This window comes from Dictyoglomus sp. (assembly GCF_049968615.1).
GTDB lineage: Bacteria > Dictyoglomota > Dictyoglomia > Dictyoglomales > Dictyoglomaceae > Dictyoglomus > Dictyoglomus turgidum.
On record NZ_JBMFQK010000003.1, the window covers coordinates 1 to 16,634 of the forward strand.

Annotated in this window: 15 protein-coding genes; 7 read left to right on the forward strand and 8 right to left on the reverse strand. The window is 33.3% G+C overall.

The genetic code is table 11. The annotated features are described in order from the left end of the window. Nucleotides 1-237: 237 nt before the first annotated feature. On the reverse strand, nucleotides 238-1,986 hold the full coding sequence (locus ACP5QL_RS03420) for an ATP-dependent DNA ligase (protein ID WP_428125413.1): 1,749 nt from the start codon (nucleotides 1,984-1,986) through the stop codon (nucleotides 238-240). Between the two features lie 318 nt (nucleotides 1,987-2,304). On the opposite strand from ACP5QL_RS03420, the gene ACP5QL_RS03425 reads away from it, so the two are divergent. Genes ACP5QL_RS03425 through dapF form a run of 3 tightly spaced genes read left to right on the forward strand, consistent with a single transcriptional unit; the run spans nucleotide 2,305 to nucleotide 4,557 of the window. After that, nucleotides 2,305-3,012, forward strand: coding sequence for a cache domain-containing protein (locus tag ACP5QL_RS03425; RefSeq protein ID WP_428125416.1), 708 nt, complete (start codon nucleotides 2,305-2,307; stop codon nucleotides 3,010-3,012). Nucleotides 3,013-3,048: 36 nt separating this feature from the next. Next, a complete protein-coding gene (locus ACP5QL_RS03430; RefSeq protein ID WP_428125418.1) occupies nucleotides 3,049-3,669 on the forward strand; it encodes a GGDEF domain-containing protein in 621 nt (206 codons plus the stop codon). Between the two features lie 30 nt (nucleotides 3,670-3,699). Then, nucleotides 3,700-4,557, forward strand: a complete 858-nt coding sequence (gene dapF, locus ACP5QL_RS03435; protein WP_012583145.1) for a diaminopimelate epimerase — start codon at nucleotides 3,700-3,702, stop codon at nucleotides 4,555-4,557. On the opposite strand, the gene ACP5QL_RS03440 is transcribed toward dapF, so the two are convergent. The 5 genes from ACP5QL_RS03440 to ACP5QL_RS03460 form a co-directional block, all read right to left on the reverse strand. Beyond that, nucleotides 4,554-5,033: a ferritin-like domain-containing protein gene (locus ACP5QL_RS03440; protein ID WP_428125421.1), complete on the reverse strand. Its 480-nt coding sequence runs from the start codon at nucleotides 5,031-5,033 to the stop codon at nucleotides 4,554-4,556. The genes dapF and ACP5QL_RS03440 overlap by 4 nt on opposite strands. A gap of 20 nt (nucleotides 5,034-5,053) precedes the next feature. Beyond that, complete coding sequence (locus ACP5QL_RS03445) at nucleotides 5,054-6,367, reverse strand: TldD/PmbA family protein (RefSeq protein ID WP_272995548.1); 1,314 nt, start codon at nucleotides 6,365-6,367, stop codon at nucleotides 5,054-5,056. Nucleotides 6,368-6,372: 5 nt separating this feature from the next. After that, complete coding sequence (locus ACP5QL_RS03450) at nucleotides 6,373-7,761, reverse strand: TldD/PmbA family protein (protein WP_272995546.1); 1,389 nt, start codon at nucleotides 7,759-7,761, stop codon at nucleotides 6,373-6,375. A gap of 77 nt (nucleotides 7,762-7,838) precedes the next feature. Continuing rightward, nucleotides 7,839-8,024 carry a ferredoxin gene (locus ACP5QL_RS03455; RefSeq protein WP_012583141.1) on the reverse strand — a complete coding sequence of 62 codons (186 nt, stop codon included), beginning with the start codon at nucleotides 8,022-8,024 and terminating at the stop codon, nucleotides 7,839-7,841. A 66-nt stretch (nucleotides 8,025-8,090) separates the two neighbouring features. After that, complete coding sequence (locus ACP5QL_RS03460) at nucleotides 8,091-8,579, reverse strand: DUF192 domain-containing protein (RefSeq protein WP_272995543.1); 489 nt, start codon at nucleotides 8,577-8,579, stop codon at nucleotides 8,091-8,093. 56 nt (nucleotides 8,580-8,635) lie between these two features. On the opposite strand from ACP5QL_RS03460, the gene ACP5QL_RS03465 reads away from it, so the two are divergent. Then, nucleotides 8,636-9,712, forward strand: coding sequence for a DUF763 domain-containing protein (locus ACP5QL_RS03465; RefSeq protein WP_272995542.1), 1,077 nt, complete (start codon nucleotides 8,636-8,638; stop codon nucleotides 9,710-9,712). Here ACP5QL_RS03465 and nfi read toward each other — a convergent pair. Both nfi and ACP5QL_RS03475 read right to left on the reverse strand, forming a co-directional pair. Beyond that, the gene (gene nfi / locus ACP5QL_RS03470; RefSeq protein WP_012583138.1) at nucleotides 9,680-10,366 is read right to left on the reverse strand and encodes a deoxyribonuclease V; all 687 of its coding nucleotides are present in this window, start codon (nucleotides 10,364-10,366) and stop codon (nucleotides 9,680-9,682) included. The two genes, ACP5QL_RS03465 and nfi, sit on opposite strands and share 33 nt — an antisense overlap. Then, entirely contained in the window at nucleotides 10,341-12,830 is a 2,490-nt protein-coding gene (locus ACP5QL_RS03475; RefSeq protein WP_012583137.1) for a glycoside hydrolase family 57 protein, read from the reverse strand. Before ACP5QL_RS03475 ends, nfi begins: the two co-directional genes overlap by 26 nt. Before the next feature lie 272 nt (nucleotides 12,831-13,102). Between ACP5QL_RS03475 and ACP5QL_RS03480 the strand changes: the two genes are divergently transcribed. The 3 genes from ACP5QL_RS03480 to ACP5QL_RS03490 are packed head-to-tail and all read left to right on the forward strand — an operon-like array spanning nucleotide 13,103 to nucleotide 16,634. Beyond that, a complete protein-coding gene (locus tag ACP5QL_RS03480) occupies nucleotides 13,103-14,815 on the forward strand; it encodes an ABC transporter permease (RefSeq protein WP_012583136.1) in 1,713 nt (570 codons plus the stop codon). 19 nt (nucleotides 14,816-14,834) lie between these two features. Continuing rightward, nucleotides 14,835-16,133, forward strand: coding sequence for a nitrate/sulfonate/bicarbonate ABC transporter ATP-binding protein (locus ACP5QL_RS03485; protein WP_272995540.1), 1,299 nt, complete (start codon nucleotides 14,835-14,837; stop codon nucleotides 16,131-16,133). Nucleotides 16,134-16,169: 36 nt separating this feature from the next. Continuing rightward, nucleotides 16,170-16,634 carry a hypothetical protein gene (locus tag ACP5QL_RS03490; protein ID WP_012583134.1) on the forward strand — a complete coding sequence of 155 codons (465 nt, stop codon included), beginning with the start codon at nucleotides 16,170-16,172 and terminating at the stop codon, nucleotides 16,632-16,634.

Below are 16,634 nucleotides of genomic sequence, written 5' to 3' on the forward strand. Positions count from 1 at the left end.
CTGAGCCAGGATCAAACCCTCCATCCGGTTATAATAACTATAACCCTCCTCCTCGGAAGGTTTAATCCTCGCTCTTTTCTCTCGACCGCTTCCCTTTCCTCTTTCTCCTTCTTCCTTCTCTCTCCCTTTGTCTAAGGTTCAGCCGCCCCTTTCCATCGGGCGCTTTAAATTCTACCACATCCCCCTCTAACTTTGCAAGAGGGTATTGGGATCTTTTTTTAATATAAATATTTAGATCTACAAATTATCAGAATCTTCCTCAACCTTCTCTTTCTTCTGACCCCTAAACATTTCCAATATCTCTTTTACGGTAGTAGCATCATAAGGACCTTTATCTTCCCTTACAAAACCAATTACCCTGGGAAATCTTAAAGCATAGCCTAACCCATCTAATTCTCTACCACAAGTATGTACAGGACTTCTGGTTATCTCATCTGCTTGAATAACCACTACATACTTTGGTTCTACCCAAACATCAGGTTCAATTAATGATTCTACATTGTTAGGCTTACTCTCCAGTTTTATTTCATCAAGTACTTCTCTAAATCTTACCCACTCTTCCTCGGTTGGTCCTGTACCTATCTTGGCTATGGTTTTAAAGAGATCCCTTTCATCATCATAAACTCCTACAAGAAGAGCACCTATACCAAATTTAGCCCTATGTCCCCTTCCTTTAAAATATCCCAAAATCACACAATCTACAGTATCCGCTAAATGTCCTTGATAGGATCTCTTCAATTTAATCCAATTAAAATTTCTAATCCCTGCTTGATAAGGAGCATCTAATCTTTTTGCGACTATGCCTTCTAATCCTTCGGTAATACATTCCTCAAAAAAGGCTTGAATTTCCTTAGGATCATTAGTAATGATGTTTTTTGTAACAAATATCTTTTCTCCTTCTGAGATAGCCTCTTCTAATTTTTGCCTTCTTCTTATATAAGGAAGTGAAGTAATGTCTTCGCCATTCAGATACAAAATATCAAAGGCAAAAAGCTGTAAAGGATAAAGTTCTACCATTTCAGAGATATTGTATTTTCTCTTTCTTTGCACTGTGACCTGAAAAGGATAAAACTCCCCTGTTTCAGGATTATACGAAATAGCCTCTCCTTCTATAATAACATTTTTATCAGAAAACTGCTTTAATACAGCCTCCACAAGATCAGGAAACATGTGGGTGTTGTCCTCTAAGTTTCTTGAAAAAATTCTCACATTATTTTCTTTTTTATGAATCTGACATCTAAAACCGTCAAATTTTGGCTCTATAGCACATTTTCCTAACCTCTTTACAATTTCCTCTACCTTTGAAACCCTCTCTGCTAAAGCCATTCTTATAGGTTTTCCTACTTCTACTTTAATCTTCTTTAAAGCTTCGATTCCCCCTTCCCAAAAAACCTTTGCCACATATCCCAAATCAGAAGTAATATTAAAAGCTCTTTCAATGAAAGGTCTTAAACTCTTATCTTTCACCTTTGCAAAAGATAGAGCATCCATAACCGTTGGCTCTCCAACACCAAGCCTTAATTTTCCTAAAACAATTCTCACCAAATACTTCCCACCTTGAGGAGTCAAAGAGTTTATCAAAAAAGCAAGTCTGTTTACTTTAGCATCCACACTTCCCTCTCCAGACAAATTTGCAATTTCAAACAGAGTGTTAAAGGTCTCAACCACTGTTAAGTCCTTTCCCTCATTTTGGGAATACTTGATTATTAATTCCCCTAAATCCCCCACTTCTTTATACACTTTCTCAAGGTCAAATATAGGAACTTTTAAAGCTAAAGCCATGGCTCTTAAAACTAACTTCTCAGACATTCCAAACTCAATCTTTTCATAATCAGGTGCAACTCTACCATTTAACAAATAAATGATCTTTTCAATTTCCTCTTTATCAACTCTCTTAAAAAGATCAGCAAGAATCTCCATCATCTCATTTCTTTTAGTAGTTTTCTCTATTTTTTCAAAATATTGAGCAAGTTCTCCAAAAAGCATATTATTTTCTCCTTTCTGGCAAAAGTTTATCCCTTTCATAATTTTACCACAATTTGAAAACGTTTGACGTTCGTATAATTTAAAGTTATAATTAAATGTTAATTATGAAGAAAAGCCTCAAAAGAGAATTTAATATTAGTATTATTTTAGTAAATCTTTTTATAACGATTCTCTTGGGAATTTCTTTAGGTTACCTTTTGTATCAAAATGAAACGAACAATGTAAAAACGATATTAAGACTTGAAAATGAAGCGATAGCAAATTCCATAAATGGGTATTTTAAAAAATTCCAAATAGTGATTGATTTTTTAAGTGAGCTTGAAAAAGTTAGAAAAGGATATAAGCTCAGTAGTAGAGAGAGAAGAATTAGCAAGGCTCTATCACCTTTTCGAAAGGCAAGATCCGGATATAAACTACCTATACTCCGGTTATTTTACTAACACTTTGATTATATATAACTATACTCCTCCTCCAGGATATGTAGCTATGATAAGACCTTGGTATTTAGCAGCAGTTGAAAGCGCTCCTGATATATCAAAGGGTCTAACGTACACTGAAGCAAAAACAGGAGAATGGCTTATCTCCTTGAGTGAAGCTCTATATGATGATAATAAAATAGTAGGAGTCATTGCTGTGGATACTCATATTGATAAGATAAACCAATTATTAAATACTCAAAAAAGCCAATATAACTCCTTATATAGTTATATTGTAAATAACTATGAAGAGATAATTTTCCATCCTAACACAAATTTCCTTTTCAAAAAATTAAAAGATCTAATTACTCCTATTCCAAACTTAAATGAAACTAAAGGAGAATTTGAATATACCTTTGATAACATACAAAAATTAGCCTATTACACAAAGCTTAACGATCTCAATTGGACTATTATCACAGTTGTTAATAAATCAGAAGTCATGGATAATGTTTTAAGAAGAATAATTCCTCCTTTATTTTTTGCTCTATTGCTTTCGATTATCTTAGGAGTTATTGTAAATAGAATTACTATAAACAAAGTCATATAACCTGTAGAGCACTTAAAACAAAGAATAGAAAATATTTTGAATCAAACTTATGAAAAGGATGTTTATAAGTATCCTGATAATGAAATTAGAAGTATAGCAAAAGAGATAGAAGGGATAACTGAAAAGGAAATGTATAAAAAGAATTTAGAGTTGTCAAACCTTAACAGAAAACTTGAGGAATTGTCAATAAAAGATGATTTAACTGGTCTTTACAACAGACGTAAAATGGATCAAGAATTAGAAAAATGCCTTTATATTTGGGAAAGATATAATCGTCCTTTCTCTATAATCATAATAGATATTGATGATTTTAAGAAAATAAATGACACCTATGGACATTTAATAGGAGATATGGTTCTTGAAAAAATTTCGAAAATTATAAGAGAGAATATAAGAAAATCCGATATTGCTTCCCGATGGGGAGGAGAAGAATTTCTAATTCTCCTTCCAGAAACCAATCTCCAAAATGCAACCCTTGTTGCAGAAGCTTTTCGCAGGAAAATTGAAGAAGCAAACTTTGGAATAGACGAGAAAATAACTGTTAGTGTTGGAGTTGCAAATATAGAAAACAATGAAAGTATTGATTCTTTAATTCAAAGAGCAGACAAAAATCTTTACAAAGCAAAAGAATATGGTAAAAATAAAGTTGTATTTTAAGTTTAAAAAACTACAAATAGGAGGTAAGTTATGGAGTTTATAAAAAGCCATGGTCTTGGAAATGATTATATTGTATTTGATAAAGAAAAAATAAACTTTCCCTTAACTGAGAAAAATGTACGTCTTATATGCGATAGAAATTATGGAATTGGTTCTGATGGAATACTTATCCTTGAAAAAATAAACAATCAGGAATTTAAAGTAAGAATATTTAATCCAGATGGGAGTGAGGCTGAAAAAAGTGGAAACGGCATAAGGATACTGGCAAAGTATATATACGATTACAGATATACTACAGAAAAAGAATTCTATATATATACCCTTGGAGGAAAGGTCAAAGTCTCTATAGTAGAAGAACAAAAAGGAAGAGCAAAAAGTATTGAGGTTGAAATGGGAAAAATAACTTTTAAAAGCTCCGAAATTCCTGTTTTAGGCTCAGAAAGAGAGATAATAGATGAAGAATTAAAAATTAATGATGAGACAATAAAAGTTACCTGTCTTTCTATTGGAAATCCTCATTGTGTATTCTTTGTGGATGAAATTAATGAAGAAAAAATTAAATCCTTAGGTCCCAAAATAGAAAATCATCCGATGTTTCCCAACAGAATAAATGTACAAATGGTAAAAGTCTTAAGTCCAGATAAAATAGAAATAAGAATATGGGAAAGAGGAGCAGGATATACCCTTGCTTCAGGAAGTAGTTCCTGCGCAGCCGCCTCAGCGTCATATAAGAAAGGATTAGTAAATAATCAAGTTGAGGTAATAATGCCAGGTGGGGTATTACATGTAAAAATTAATCCTGATTGGTCCGTAAACCTTGTTGGACCTGCAGAAGAAGTATTTAAAGGAGAACTTTCTCAAGAATTTCTTTTTAAGTTAAAAACTTAATTCTTTATTCCTTTTTTAAATTCAGTAAGTTGAGAAAGGTGTGCTTTTTCCTGTTTAATAATCTCATGAAGGACTACCTTATCCTTCTCAGGAATATATTTTTCCATCTCATAATAAAAGAGAATAGAATCCTTCTCTAAACCTATAGCAAGGTCTAAAACTTCCATCAAATTCCACACAGTCCTTGATGAAAGTTTATCCCAGTCAATAAAGACCTGAGAATCCACAAAAGCGTGTAGATATTTGTTAGCTTCTTCGTCGGGATAAGCAGAGATAAAACCTTCTTTTTCTATTTGGGAGTAAATCTCTTTAAAGGTTAAAGCATGCCTCTGTTCTTCCACAGCAAGATAATTAAATAGTCTTTTCAAGTTTTCATCCTCTACTTTTGATTCCATTAGTTTATAAAATCTCTCTCCCTCCTCTTCAATATGCATTGCCATTTCAAGTAAATCTTGAGAAGAAAACATCCTTAACATAAACAATTCCTCCCTTTAAACTATTTTCCTGCTAAGATAATATCTTCAAGCTTTAACATAGGAGAATTTATATTCCCCTTAAAATTTAATTTATTCCCAATTCCAGAAATATTTTTTAGAAAATCTTTTAAATTGCCTGAAATGGTCATTTCTGCTACAGGGTCTAAAAATTCTCCATTCCTTATCCACAAACCCTCAATCCCCAAAGAAAAATCCCCAGAAATAGTATCAGCAAGATGAAGTCCCATTAAAGAGATCACATAAACACCGTTTCTTACTGATTCTATAAGTTCCCTCTCACTCTTTTCCCCAGGCTCAATATACAAATTGAAATATCCTACCTGAGGCAAAGCTTTAAATGATCCCCTAACTCCATTTCCTGTAGAAATTTTACCCTCTTTATTTGCGGTATAAATGTTATAAGCATAATTTTCTAAGATACCATTTCTCACAAAGTATTTACGACAGGTTTTCATTCCCTCATCATCAAAAGCCCTTGGAACTAAAGCTTCTCCACAAAAGGGATCTTCTATAATATTCAAAACCGAAGAAGCTACTCTCTCTCCCAAAAACCCCTTTAATATGGATTTTCCCTTTTGTACATTATCAGCAGAAAATAATTCTGATATAAGTTCAAGGAACTCTCCAGCCCGCTCCATAGGAAGAATTATATCTACACTCTGAGTTCTCTTAGGTGAGGCTCCTAACAAACTTGTAGCTTGCCATACTACCTTATCCACTAATTTATCCAATTCAAGCTCTTGCCAACTTCTTGCCACATCAAAATCAAAACCACTTCTCTCATTTATCCCATCAGAAGCCCCAACTTCCGTATAAACATACTGATATTGCTGATTATACTCTAAGAATAAACCTGTAGTACTCAATATTTTATTGTTCTCATGAGTTTTTTCCCAAACCACATTCCTTACAGTTTTAATCCTTTTGTCTTTTGAATAAATTTCTCTTTCTAATTCCAATAACCTACTTATTTTTTCTTGAAGAGAGGGTTCTTCAGGGTAACATTTGGTATCTTTCAAAATCAACTCCTTAGAGAATTGCCAATTTCTATCCTCCTCCATTATTTGAGAAACCTCTATCGCTTTTTGTATTATCTCATTTAATTCCTCCAAATTCGTAGTATAAGCAAAACCATGTTTTCCCTCTTTTATAACCCTCACACCAATCCCGTATTCCTTGGAAGTTTGATAATTTTCTACTTCCTGTCTTGAAATTATCAAAGTGCTTTTCTCTTTTTCCTGAAAAAATACCTCACAGTCTATCTTCTGTTTTTTTAAACTCTCAATAAACCTAAACAAATAACCCACATTCATAAAGATTACTCTCCCTTCTCAGTGCCACCAATAGTAATCTCTGATATGAGTATGGTAGGCATACCATCAGTTACAGGCACTCCTTGCCCATCCTTGCCACAAGTCCCAGGTGCAAAACCAATATCATTCCCTACCATCTCAATCTTTTCAAGAACCTTAGGTCCATTTCCTATTAATGTGGCTCCCCTTATAGGATATTTAATCTCCCCATTGAGAACAAAATACCCTTCTTCTATCGCAAAAACAAAGTCTCCAGAAGTCGTATCTACTTGACCCCCTCCCATTTTTACTACATATATCCCTTTTTCTAATCTCTGTAACATGTCCTCCAATTTACTTTCTCCAGGCAAAATAAAAGTATTAGTCATTCGAGGAATAGGAGGATAACGAAAATTTTGTCTTCTTCCATTACCAGAAGGAGGCACATTAAATTTTTTCGCAGTAATCCTTGAATGCATATACCCTTTTAAAACACCCCTATCGATTAAAACATTATAATTAGTCTTAACTCCCTCATCATCTACACCTGAAGATCCATACATTCCCTCAAGTACTCCCGCATCTACCATAGTAACAAGCTCTGAAGCCACCTTTTCTCCAATTTTGTCCTTATAAACCGAAACTTCTTTATCTACCAAATCTGCTTCAAGACCATGTCCTACCGCTTCGTGTATTAAAACACCACCAGCCTTAGAAGATATAACTACAGGCATGACACCTGCTGGCGCTTCTTTTGCCTCAAGAAGCAAAATAGCTCTTCTTGAGGCCTCATAAGGAATTTTGTTAATAACCTCTTCGGTAAATAACTCCCAACCTACCATTCCTGCTATGGATTCATAGCCTGTTTGAATAACCCCATTATAAGATCCGACAGAAAGTCCATATACCACAGTTCTTACTCTCCTATCCTCAACCCAATCCCCATCTGTATTTGCAATAAGAACCTTCTGATCCACAGTCCTTATCACCGAGGTAAATTGTACTATTCTTGAATCATAACTCCTTGCCTTTTCATTCATCATTCTCAAAATATCATATACTTCTTTTATCTCAAAACTTCCCTTATCCTTCAAGGGTCTTATTCCATACTCCTTTTTATCCGATAAAACAACTTTTATATTCTGATCTCTTAAGAATACAGCTTCAGCCAAATTTTGAGCTAGTTTTCTTAATCCCAATAAAGATACGTCAGTAGTATAACCATAAAAAGTTCTATCCCCCAAAATAACTCTAAGTCCTACGCCTATATCTTCTCCTACTACTGCTTCTTCCAATCTATTATCATCAAAATAGAAATAAAGAGAATTATTTACCTCAAAAAATAGTTCTGAGAAATCCCCACCTTTGCTTAAAGAAATGTCAAGAATTTCTTCCAACGCACTTTTAGATATCACCTTTTATTACCCCCAAAATCAAATAGGAGGGAGGAAAAATTTCCCTCCCTCCTTTAAATTAATTTTAAGTTTAAATTTCAGAGAGTTATAGCTCCTACTGGACAAGAATCTGCAGCGTCTTGACAGCATCCTGCAGATTCACAGTCTGCTCCCTCTCTTACTATTGCTTTTCCTTCCTCATCAATTTCAAATACATCAGGACATAAGGAAGCACAAACTCCACATCCAATACAAAGATCTCTGTCTACTTTTGGTGCACTCATTTCTAAACCTCCCTTCTAAAAATCTCAAAAATATCTCTTAAAGCATAGAAAATTTTAATTTAAAAGTCAATTACCATCTTTCCAATACTTGATTTTTGCTCCCAAAGAAAAACCATACTTTTCAAAAAATCCAGCCTTTACCTCTAAAGCATATCTATAAGGTTTAGGGCTGTAATAAACAGGACAATTCTCCTGATCTTTACACGGCTCCATTCTTTGTATATTAAAAATAATTCCGTCTGCTGATATAAAGGCTATATCTAAGGGTACATAGGTATTTTTCATCCAAAATCCAGCATTTGTATCATAAGGAAATACAAAAAGCATTCCATATTCCCACGGAATACTTTTTCTATACATAAGCCCCAATGTCCACAATTCCTCCTTATCTGCTATTTCAATAGGTATTTGTAGAGATCTTCCTTCTTGAGTTATTAAAAGTTTTCCACGAGGAAACTTACTTAAATTTCCTTTCCCGAAGGAAAAGAGAGAAAACATGGTTATAACTAATAAAACTGTAAAAACAATAAAGAAAAGAACTGTTCTTTTTTTCATATAATTTTCTCCCTTCTTCTTTTTACTAAATATTTCAGCTATAATTATAATTGATTATGTTCAAAAGAGAAATTGCAGAATTGCCTCTTCATTCAGGAAAAGCTCCTGCCTGGCTTTTTCAGAGAATGAAAAAGCTTGCAAGAGAGATCATTCTTATTTTTGCCATAGAAAACAGAACAGATGAATTCTTAAGAAAATTATCAGATCCTTTTTGGTTTCAGGCCTTAGGGTGTATTCTCGGTTTTGACTGGCACTCAAGTGGTCTTACTACCACTACTGGTGCCGCCCTTAAAGAGGGGTTAGGAGAGCTGTCCCATGAAATAGGACTTTATATTGTAGGAGGAAAAGGTAAAACTGCTCTTAATACCCCTGAAGAGATAACAAAATTAGCGGAAAAGGAGGGTTTTGATCCTCAAAAGTGGATTTTTATAAGTAGAATTGTAGCAAGGGTGGATAATAACGCTATTCAAGATGGATACCAGTTATATCACCATCTTTTAATTTTCACAAAGAAAGGAACTTGGTGTGTCATACAACAAGGCATGAATAATAAAAATAACTTTGCAAGAAGGTATCATTGGCTTGGGGAGGAGCTAAAAAGCTTTACAGAAGAGCCTCACAAAGGAATAATTACTCAGAAATTTGAGGACTATGTTGTAAACTTAGTAGCAAAAGAAAGTAAACAAACTCAAGAAATTATTACAACTCTTATGAAAGAAGACCCCAATAAAGTAATAAGCCTATGGAATAAAGTTTCTCTGAAACTTCCTTCTTATCATCCCATAACCCCTAAAGAAATAAAATCTGAAAACCTAAAAAAAATTTTGTTAAAAACCTACGAGGCTCCACCAAAGGATTTTCAGGAAGTTCTTCTTAAAGAAGGAGTAGGAGCAAAAACTCTGAGAGCTTTAACCCTGATAAGTGAATTAGTTTATGATACTCCAGCAAGTATTAAAGACCCCGCAAGATTCTCTTTTGCTCATGGTGGAAAAGATGGACACCCATACCCAGTAGATAAAAAAAATTACGACAAAACCATTGAGATATTAGAAAGAGCAATTAAAAATGCAAAATTAGGAAGAAGAGAAGAACTTGAAACGCTAAAAAGGCTCTCCTTCTATTTCCGAATTTAACATTCTTTTACTATAAAGATGGGCTAACCTAACAGGCTCTGGTATTCTATACTTTGTAGAGGTTTTTAGAATAATATCGATAGAGGTATTTAAAGAAATCTTATGTCCTAAGGATACAAATACGGGTTTTACATTATCTTTGGTTCTTACAGCAGCCCCAACAATTTCACCCTTATGATAAATGTACTCAAAAGAGCCTTTTCTCTTATCTGGCTCTTTATAAAACCCTACAAGTATATTCTTAGCACAACCAATAGAAGGAACATCAAGAACATAACCTATGTGAGATGCTATTCCTAATCTTCGAGGATGGGCTATACCTTGTCCATCAAAAATGAGAAGATCAGGTTTAATCTTCAATTTTTCCCAAGCCCTTAAGATTACCGGACCTTCTCTAAAGCTCAAAAAACCTGGAATATATGGAAAATTAACCTCAGAAAGAGCTACCGAAATTTCTACAAGCTCCAAAGTTTTAAAAACCAGTATAGTGATTATCCCTACTATCTTCTCCCCTAAGGAAGAAGTATCTACTCCTCCAATATATCTTAACTCCTTAAACTTATCTTCTAAAATTATCTTTTTACTCAGCTCTTCTTGAAGCTTTACTGTCTCTTCGTATCCTCTCCACTTAAAAAATTCCCGTCCCCAATCCATATATTTCTATTCTCCCAAATTTGTTCTTCTCAACAGGAATAACTAATTTTTCTTTTTCCACATACTTTTCTAAAAATTTAACCAAAATATTTTTAGGTTCTAATACATATATACCATCTATTTTACTAACCTTTCCTATAGGATAAAGAACATATCCATTTAAAAAACCAAAAGCTCTAAGATCATTAATGGATTGAATCAGGAATAAAAGCTCCCTCAGAGATATATGTTTTGTGACTTTTAAAATTTTATCCCTATTTTCTACCTCCGTAAAATCCCTTTGAAGAATATCCTGAGTGACATTTATCTTGGAGTAAAGATTATATAAATTTTTTCTACTGATAAGTATAGTTGAAATTTCAACTTTTTGGGAAGGATTTTTTGAAAGGAATAGCTTTGTGATAATTTCATCCATTAAATTAGGAATTCTAAAAAAGAATTTTTCTTCATCTTCAAGCTTTTCTACTCTTTCAGTATTTTTATATAACTCAATTTCAAAATAAATCTTTGACCTTCTATCAAATCCAGAAAATTTTTCCCAAGGAATACCAATTTCAATTATATCTTTTACCCCTATTAGAACATTATCAGTGGGGTTTTTCTCTAATTTTAGACTCAAAGTATAATCAGTTTTATCTTTTGAATAAAAATTGATAAAAATTCGATAATCCTCACTAAGATAATTTATTGCTTTATCTTTTAAATCAAGCCGAAAATAAAGATTTTTAAAATCATATCCAAAATACAATCCCGTTACCAATTTGCCCTTATTATTTCTCAATAGATTTAAAGAAGAAAGAGCCCACTCATCTTCGGAAGTTATAATTCCATCAATATGAGGGGTAAAAATCAAGGATTTTCTATTCCTCCATAATGGATTTCTAAAAACAATAGGAAAATCAAGAAATGAAGGATAATCTTTACCAATAGATCTATATACGTTCTTCAAATGAGCTCTAAAGATATCATCAAAAATTTCGTCATATCCTGATTCCTGATCATCCCCGTACCACCAAAACCAATCACTACCCTCTGCAGCCATAAGGCTTATCCAGTCTACTTGGTCTTCCCTTTTCTCCACAAGCTTTCTCGTAATAGTTAAATATTCCCATGCTACATTTTCCTCGATCTCTCCAATCCAAGTAGTAAGATCCGCATTTATCCAAGAACCAGTAAAGACATTATTAAGCTCTCCAAAGTTTTGAGTTTTTTCAATAAAGTCTTTTACCGTTGTGGTTTCAATCTCTTCAGAATCAGAAAGCAAACTATAAAGGTTTCTTAAAAATTCTCTTCCATCATTATCATAGTATTCCCAGCAATTTTCACCATCCAAAGCAATGGTTACAAGAAATTCTAAATTTTGAGGTAGACTCTTTTTTATTTTTAAAAGTCGAGAATATAAATCCTTAGCTCCATCTTCAGGAGAATAATTCATATATACAAAGCCAATTCTATCTGACAAAAACTGATCTCTAAAAACTCCAAATACCTCTTTACCTCCTAAATTTATCTTGTAAGGCTTATAAAGAACTTCTGGTTCACTTATAAATCCTTCTCTGTCTCTTATTATTTTTTCCCCTAAACTTTTAAACAGAACCTTTTCATCAGACACAAACCACTTAATACCAAATTTTGAGATAAGCTTTATAAATTCAGGGCTTATCGCCTGTTCTGAGGGCCATATCCCCAAAGATTCTCTATTAAATATCTCCTTGTAATAATCCTTTCCAAGAAGAAGCTGCTTTTCAGCATCCTCTATAAAAGAAAAATAATCAAAGGGAAGAGGAAGTTCTGGGGTAGACACTTTAGCACTATTAATATCTATTAAAAGAGGCATAATGGGATGAAAAAAGGGAGAAAAAATTATCTCAATTTGTCCAGATTCCTGTAAGGTTTTATAAAGAGAAAAGAGCTTCCCTAATATCTCAAATTGCTTATCTATAAGTTTTCTTTTTTCCTCCTCGGTAAAATTTCTACCCTTTCCTACTAAATGATTTAAAAAAGAATCCCTTTTTCTTAAGTCAGGATCAAACCATGCAAGATTATACAATACTTGCAAATCTAAAAAATCTTGAGGGGTATATTCTTCTCGGTTTATTTTTTTATGATAAAGCTCTTTAAAGCGTGGAAATATAAATCCCATTTTTTCCTTATTAAGGAGAAAAAAATTATCTAAAATAAACTTCTTATCTTTGTCATCTAATTCAGAAACCCTTTTAAGGGTTTTCTCCAACCACAAATCGGTGGTTTTTCCTTCTAAATATTCCTTTATTTGTAAAAGCAAACCTGGAACCAAATTAAAAGTCTGTCTTATCTTGGGAAATTCCTTTAGTATGGATACCATATTGTAATAATTCTTTATGCCATGAAGTCTAACCCAGGGAAACATGGATAAATTCTCAGAATTATCTTTGTAATAAGGTTGATGCATATGCCATATAAAACTGACATATAATTTGCTCATTTTTGTCTTGCCTCCTACTAAAAGGTGTTAATTTTGTTAAATATCATATCATTTTAATTTAATTTTTTTCAATTCTAATTGACGCTAAAAGTCTATAGTGCTATAACAAAAAAAACATTAAAAGGAAGGGAGGGAGAGAGAAAGATATATGAGTAGCAGTGAGGACACTATCCCGAGACACTTCTTGTTCGTTTATAAGAATAAAAAGAAAGGAGAAAAAATAACATGGAAAGAAGAAAGCTCTCTCCCTTATTTAAAGGAGGCCAGAGAAAATGTCCAGGGTAATCTGGTCTCCAGTAAAGTACAGGAGGTTTTCCTTTGGAGATATAATAATACTCCTCTTCATAGGGAGTATTATCTATGCTATATCCTCCCTCAATACCATATATTCAAAGCCTACAGAAATAATTAGTTTAGATTTATCTCCTCAAAAACTTCCCCTTTATTCTCTTTTCTCTTTATTAAGAATGATTTTTGCATACTTTATTTCTTTAGTCTTTACCATTGTTTATGCTTACACTGCTGCTTACAAAAAGAGTCTTGAGAAAATTCTTATACCCCTTCTTGATATATTACAATCTATTCCAGTACTTTCTTTTCTTCCTCCAGTATTTATGGCGGTCATTGCTATGTTTCCAGGTTCAAAATTAGGACTTGAAATTACTTCTATAATTCTTATCTTTACAGGACAAGTATGGAACATGGTCTTCAGTTTTTATCAATCCCTAATTTCTATTCCAAAAGATCTAAGAGAAGCAGCCTCGTTACTTAAGCTAAATCCTTGGCAAAGATTTTGGTATTTAGAGCTTCCTTATGCTGCTATCGGATTAATTTGGAATAGTATGATGTCTTGGGCTGGAGGCTGGTTCTTTTTAATGGCATGCGAAATGTTTACTCTAACTAATCAAAACTTTGTTCTGCCAGGACTTGGATCCTATTTATCCTTCGCAGCTTTAAAAGGGGATCTTTTAAAGATATTTTATGGGCTATTTGCTTTAATTACTGTTATAGTACTCTTAGATCAATTAGTTTGGAGACCCCTTCTTGCCTGGAGTCAAAAATTTAAAGTAGAATATGTTCAGGCAGAAGGATATTATTCTTCAAGAGTACTTTTATGGTATAGAAGATCACGCATTTTTGATTTTTTATATAAAAAGGTTATTTTCCCGTTAAGAGAAAAATTAGAAAACTTTTTTGTGCTTTACTATAACAAAAGAGGAACTCAAGAAGGAAAAGCAAGTATAGTTTCGAAATTATTTATCACCCTTATCTCTCTTATTACGATCGCTTTAGTATTAAGAGGCTTTATTGGACTTTTAAGGTTGATTATAACCTTACCCTTACCTATGTGGAAAAACATAATTTATTCAGCCCTTCTCACTCTTTTAAGAGTTACTACTGCAGTATTAATTGCCCTCTCCTGGACTCTTCCCTTAGGGGTAAGGATTGGTATGAATCCAAAGTTATCAAGATTAATCCAACCTGTAGTTCAAATAGTAGCCTCTGTCCCAGCAACAGCAATTTTCCCGGTAATAGTCATGTACCTTATAAATCTCCCAGGAGGGTTAAATATAGCAAGCATTATATTAATGCTTTTGGGTACCCAATGGTATTTACTTTTTAATACTATTGCAGGAGGTATGTCCATCCCCAATGACCTCATAGAAATAAGTGCATTATTAAAATTAAGTAAAATAGATAGATGGAGAATACTTATCCTTCCATCCATTTTGCCTTTTGTTGTGACCGGCGGTATCACTGCTATGGGAGGAGCCTTTAATGCAAGTATAGTCTCCGAATATATAGAGTTTCAAAATCAAATATACAAAATAAAAGGGCTTGGAGCTCTTATTACCGAAGCGTCAAGCAAAGGTGATAACGCACTTCTTGCAGCAAGTACCCTGGTTATGGCTATTATGGTGGTCACTATAAATAGATTATTCTGGAAAAGACTATTTAAAAAATCCGAAGAGTTATTATCTTAAAGTTTAAGGAGGGATAATAATGGAGCTTTTAAGGCTTGAACATATAACTGTTAGCTTTACATTCCCTGAAGGAGAAATAACAGTACTCGATAATATAAACTTTACAGTAAACGAAGGAGATTTTATCGCTCTACTTGGACCATCAGGTTCTGGAAAATCTACCATCTTAAGAGTAATTGCTGGGCTTTTAAAACCAAACAAGGGGAAAGTATATTACAAGGGTGAAGAGATAAAAGGGGTAAATCCTGGAGTTGCCATGGTTTTTCAAAATTTTGCATTATTTCCATGGCTTACAGTACTTGAGAACGTAGAACTTGGTCTTAAAGCAAAAGGAGTACCACCAGAGGAAAGAAAAGAAAAAGCAATTAAAGCCATAGATCTTATTGGTCTTGATGGTTTTGAGAATGCCTATCCTAAAGAACTTTCTGGAGGAATGAAACAAAGGGTTGGTTTTGCAAGAGCCTTGGTTATGGAGCCTGATATATTACTACTGGATGAGCCCTTTTCTGCTCTTGATGTTTTAACCGCTGAGAACTTAAGAAATGACTTAATAGAACTCTGGATAGAAAAAAGAATTCCTACAAAGGCTATAATTCTTGTAACTCACAGCATTGAAGAGGCAGTATATATGGCAGACAGAATAATACTTCTTAGCAAAGATCCAGGAAGGATAATAAAAGAAGTTAGAATCGATCTACCTCATTGGAGAGATAAAAAATCTCAGGAGTTTTTGGATATCGTAGACGAAATATATGGAGTATTAACTGGAAAACCTGTAGAAAGAATTATAGCAAGAGAAAAGAGACCTCTTCATATACCTCAAGCAAGTGTTGGATCCATAACCGGACTTGTAGAATTAGTAAATGACCTTGATGGAAAAGCTGACATATATAAATTAGGAGAAGAACTTCTTATGGACGTAGAAGACCTCTTACCTATCATTGAAGCTTGCGAGATATTAGGCTTTGCTGAAGTCAAAGAAGGAGATTTAATCCTTACAGAAGCAGGTAAAAAATTTTCAGAAGCAGATGTTTTAGAAAGAAAAGAGATTTTCAAAGAATTCGCTATAGAAAAAGTACCATTTCTAAAGCAAATTGTAAAGGTTTTACAATCAAAATCAAATCATAAAGTACCACGTTCCTTCTTCTTAGATTTATTAAAACAGCACCTTTCACCCCAGGAAGCAGAAAGAGAACTAGATATACTTATAGATTGGGGAAGATATGCAGAGCTCTTTGAATATGACGATGACAGAGATGAACTATATTTACCTGAAACCTCTGAGCTCTTAGTAAATGTTCAAAAAGAGGAAGAATAATGTTATAATTTAAAAATAAAGGGGAGGAATAAGATCTTGCAAAGTTTAGTAATAAGTAGATTGAGAATTTTAACCTTCTTGTTCATGACTATATATCTCCTAACAAATGCTTTTTTTGATGATTTTAGAATATTAATCTTAATGATCTTTGCAATACTTTATAGCTCAGTCATGTACTATTTTTCAGCAAGGGAAAAGGTAAAAGAGAGTTTTGTACTATCTCTTATAGATCTTTTTGTCATCCTACTTTATCTTTTCTTAATAGATGCTATAGCAGTAAAGTTTTTATTTCTTATTTATCTTCCCACAATAAAAGAAATTCTCTACAGAAGAATTAAAAATGCCTACATGATAAGCTTCCTAGGAAACTTAGGGGTTATAATTTTATCCTTTATATTAAAAGAGAGTTTACCCTTAAAAATAACCACTTCCCTTATTCCCATCTCTTTTCTTCTCCCCTATCTTTCTTCCTCTTATTTAAAAGAAATGGAGGGATCTTAA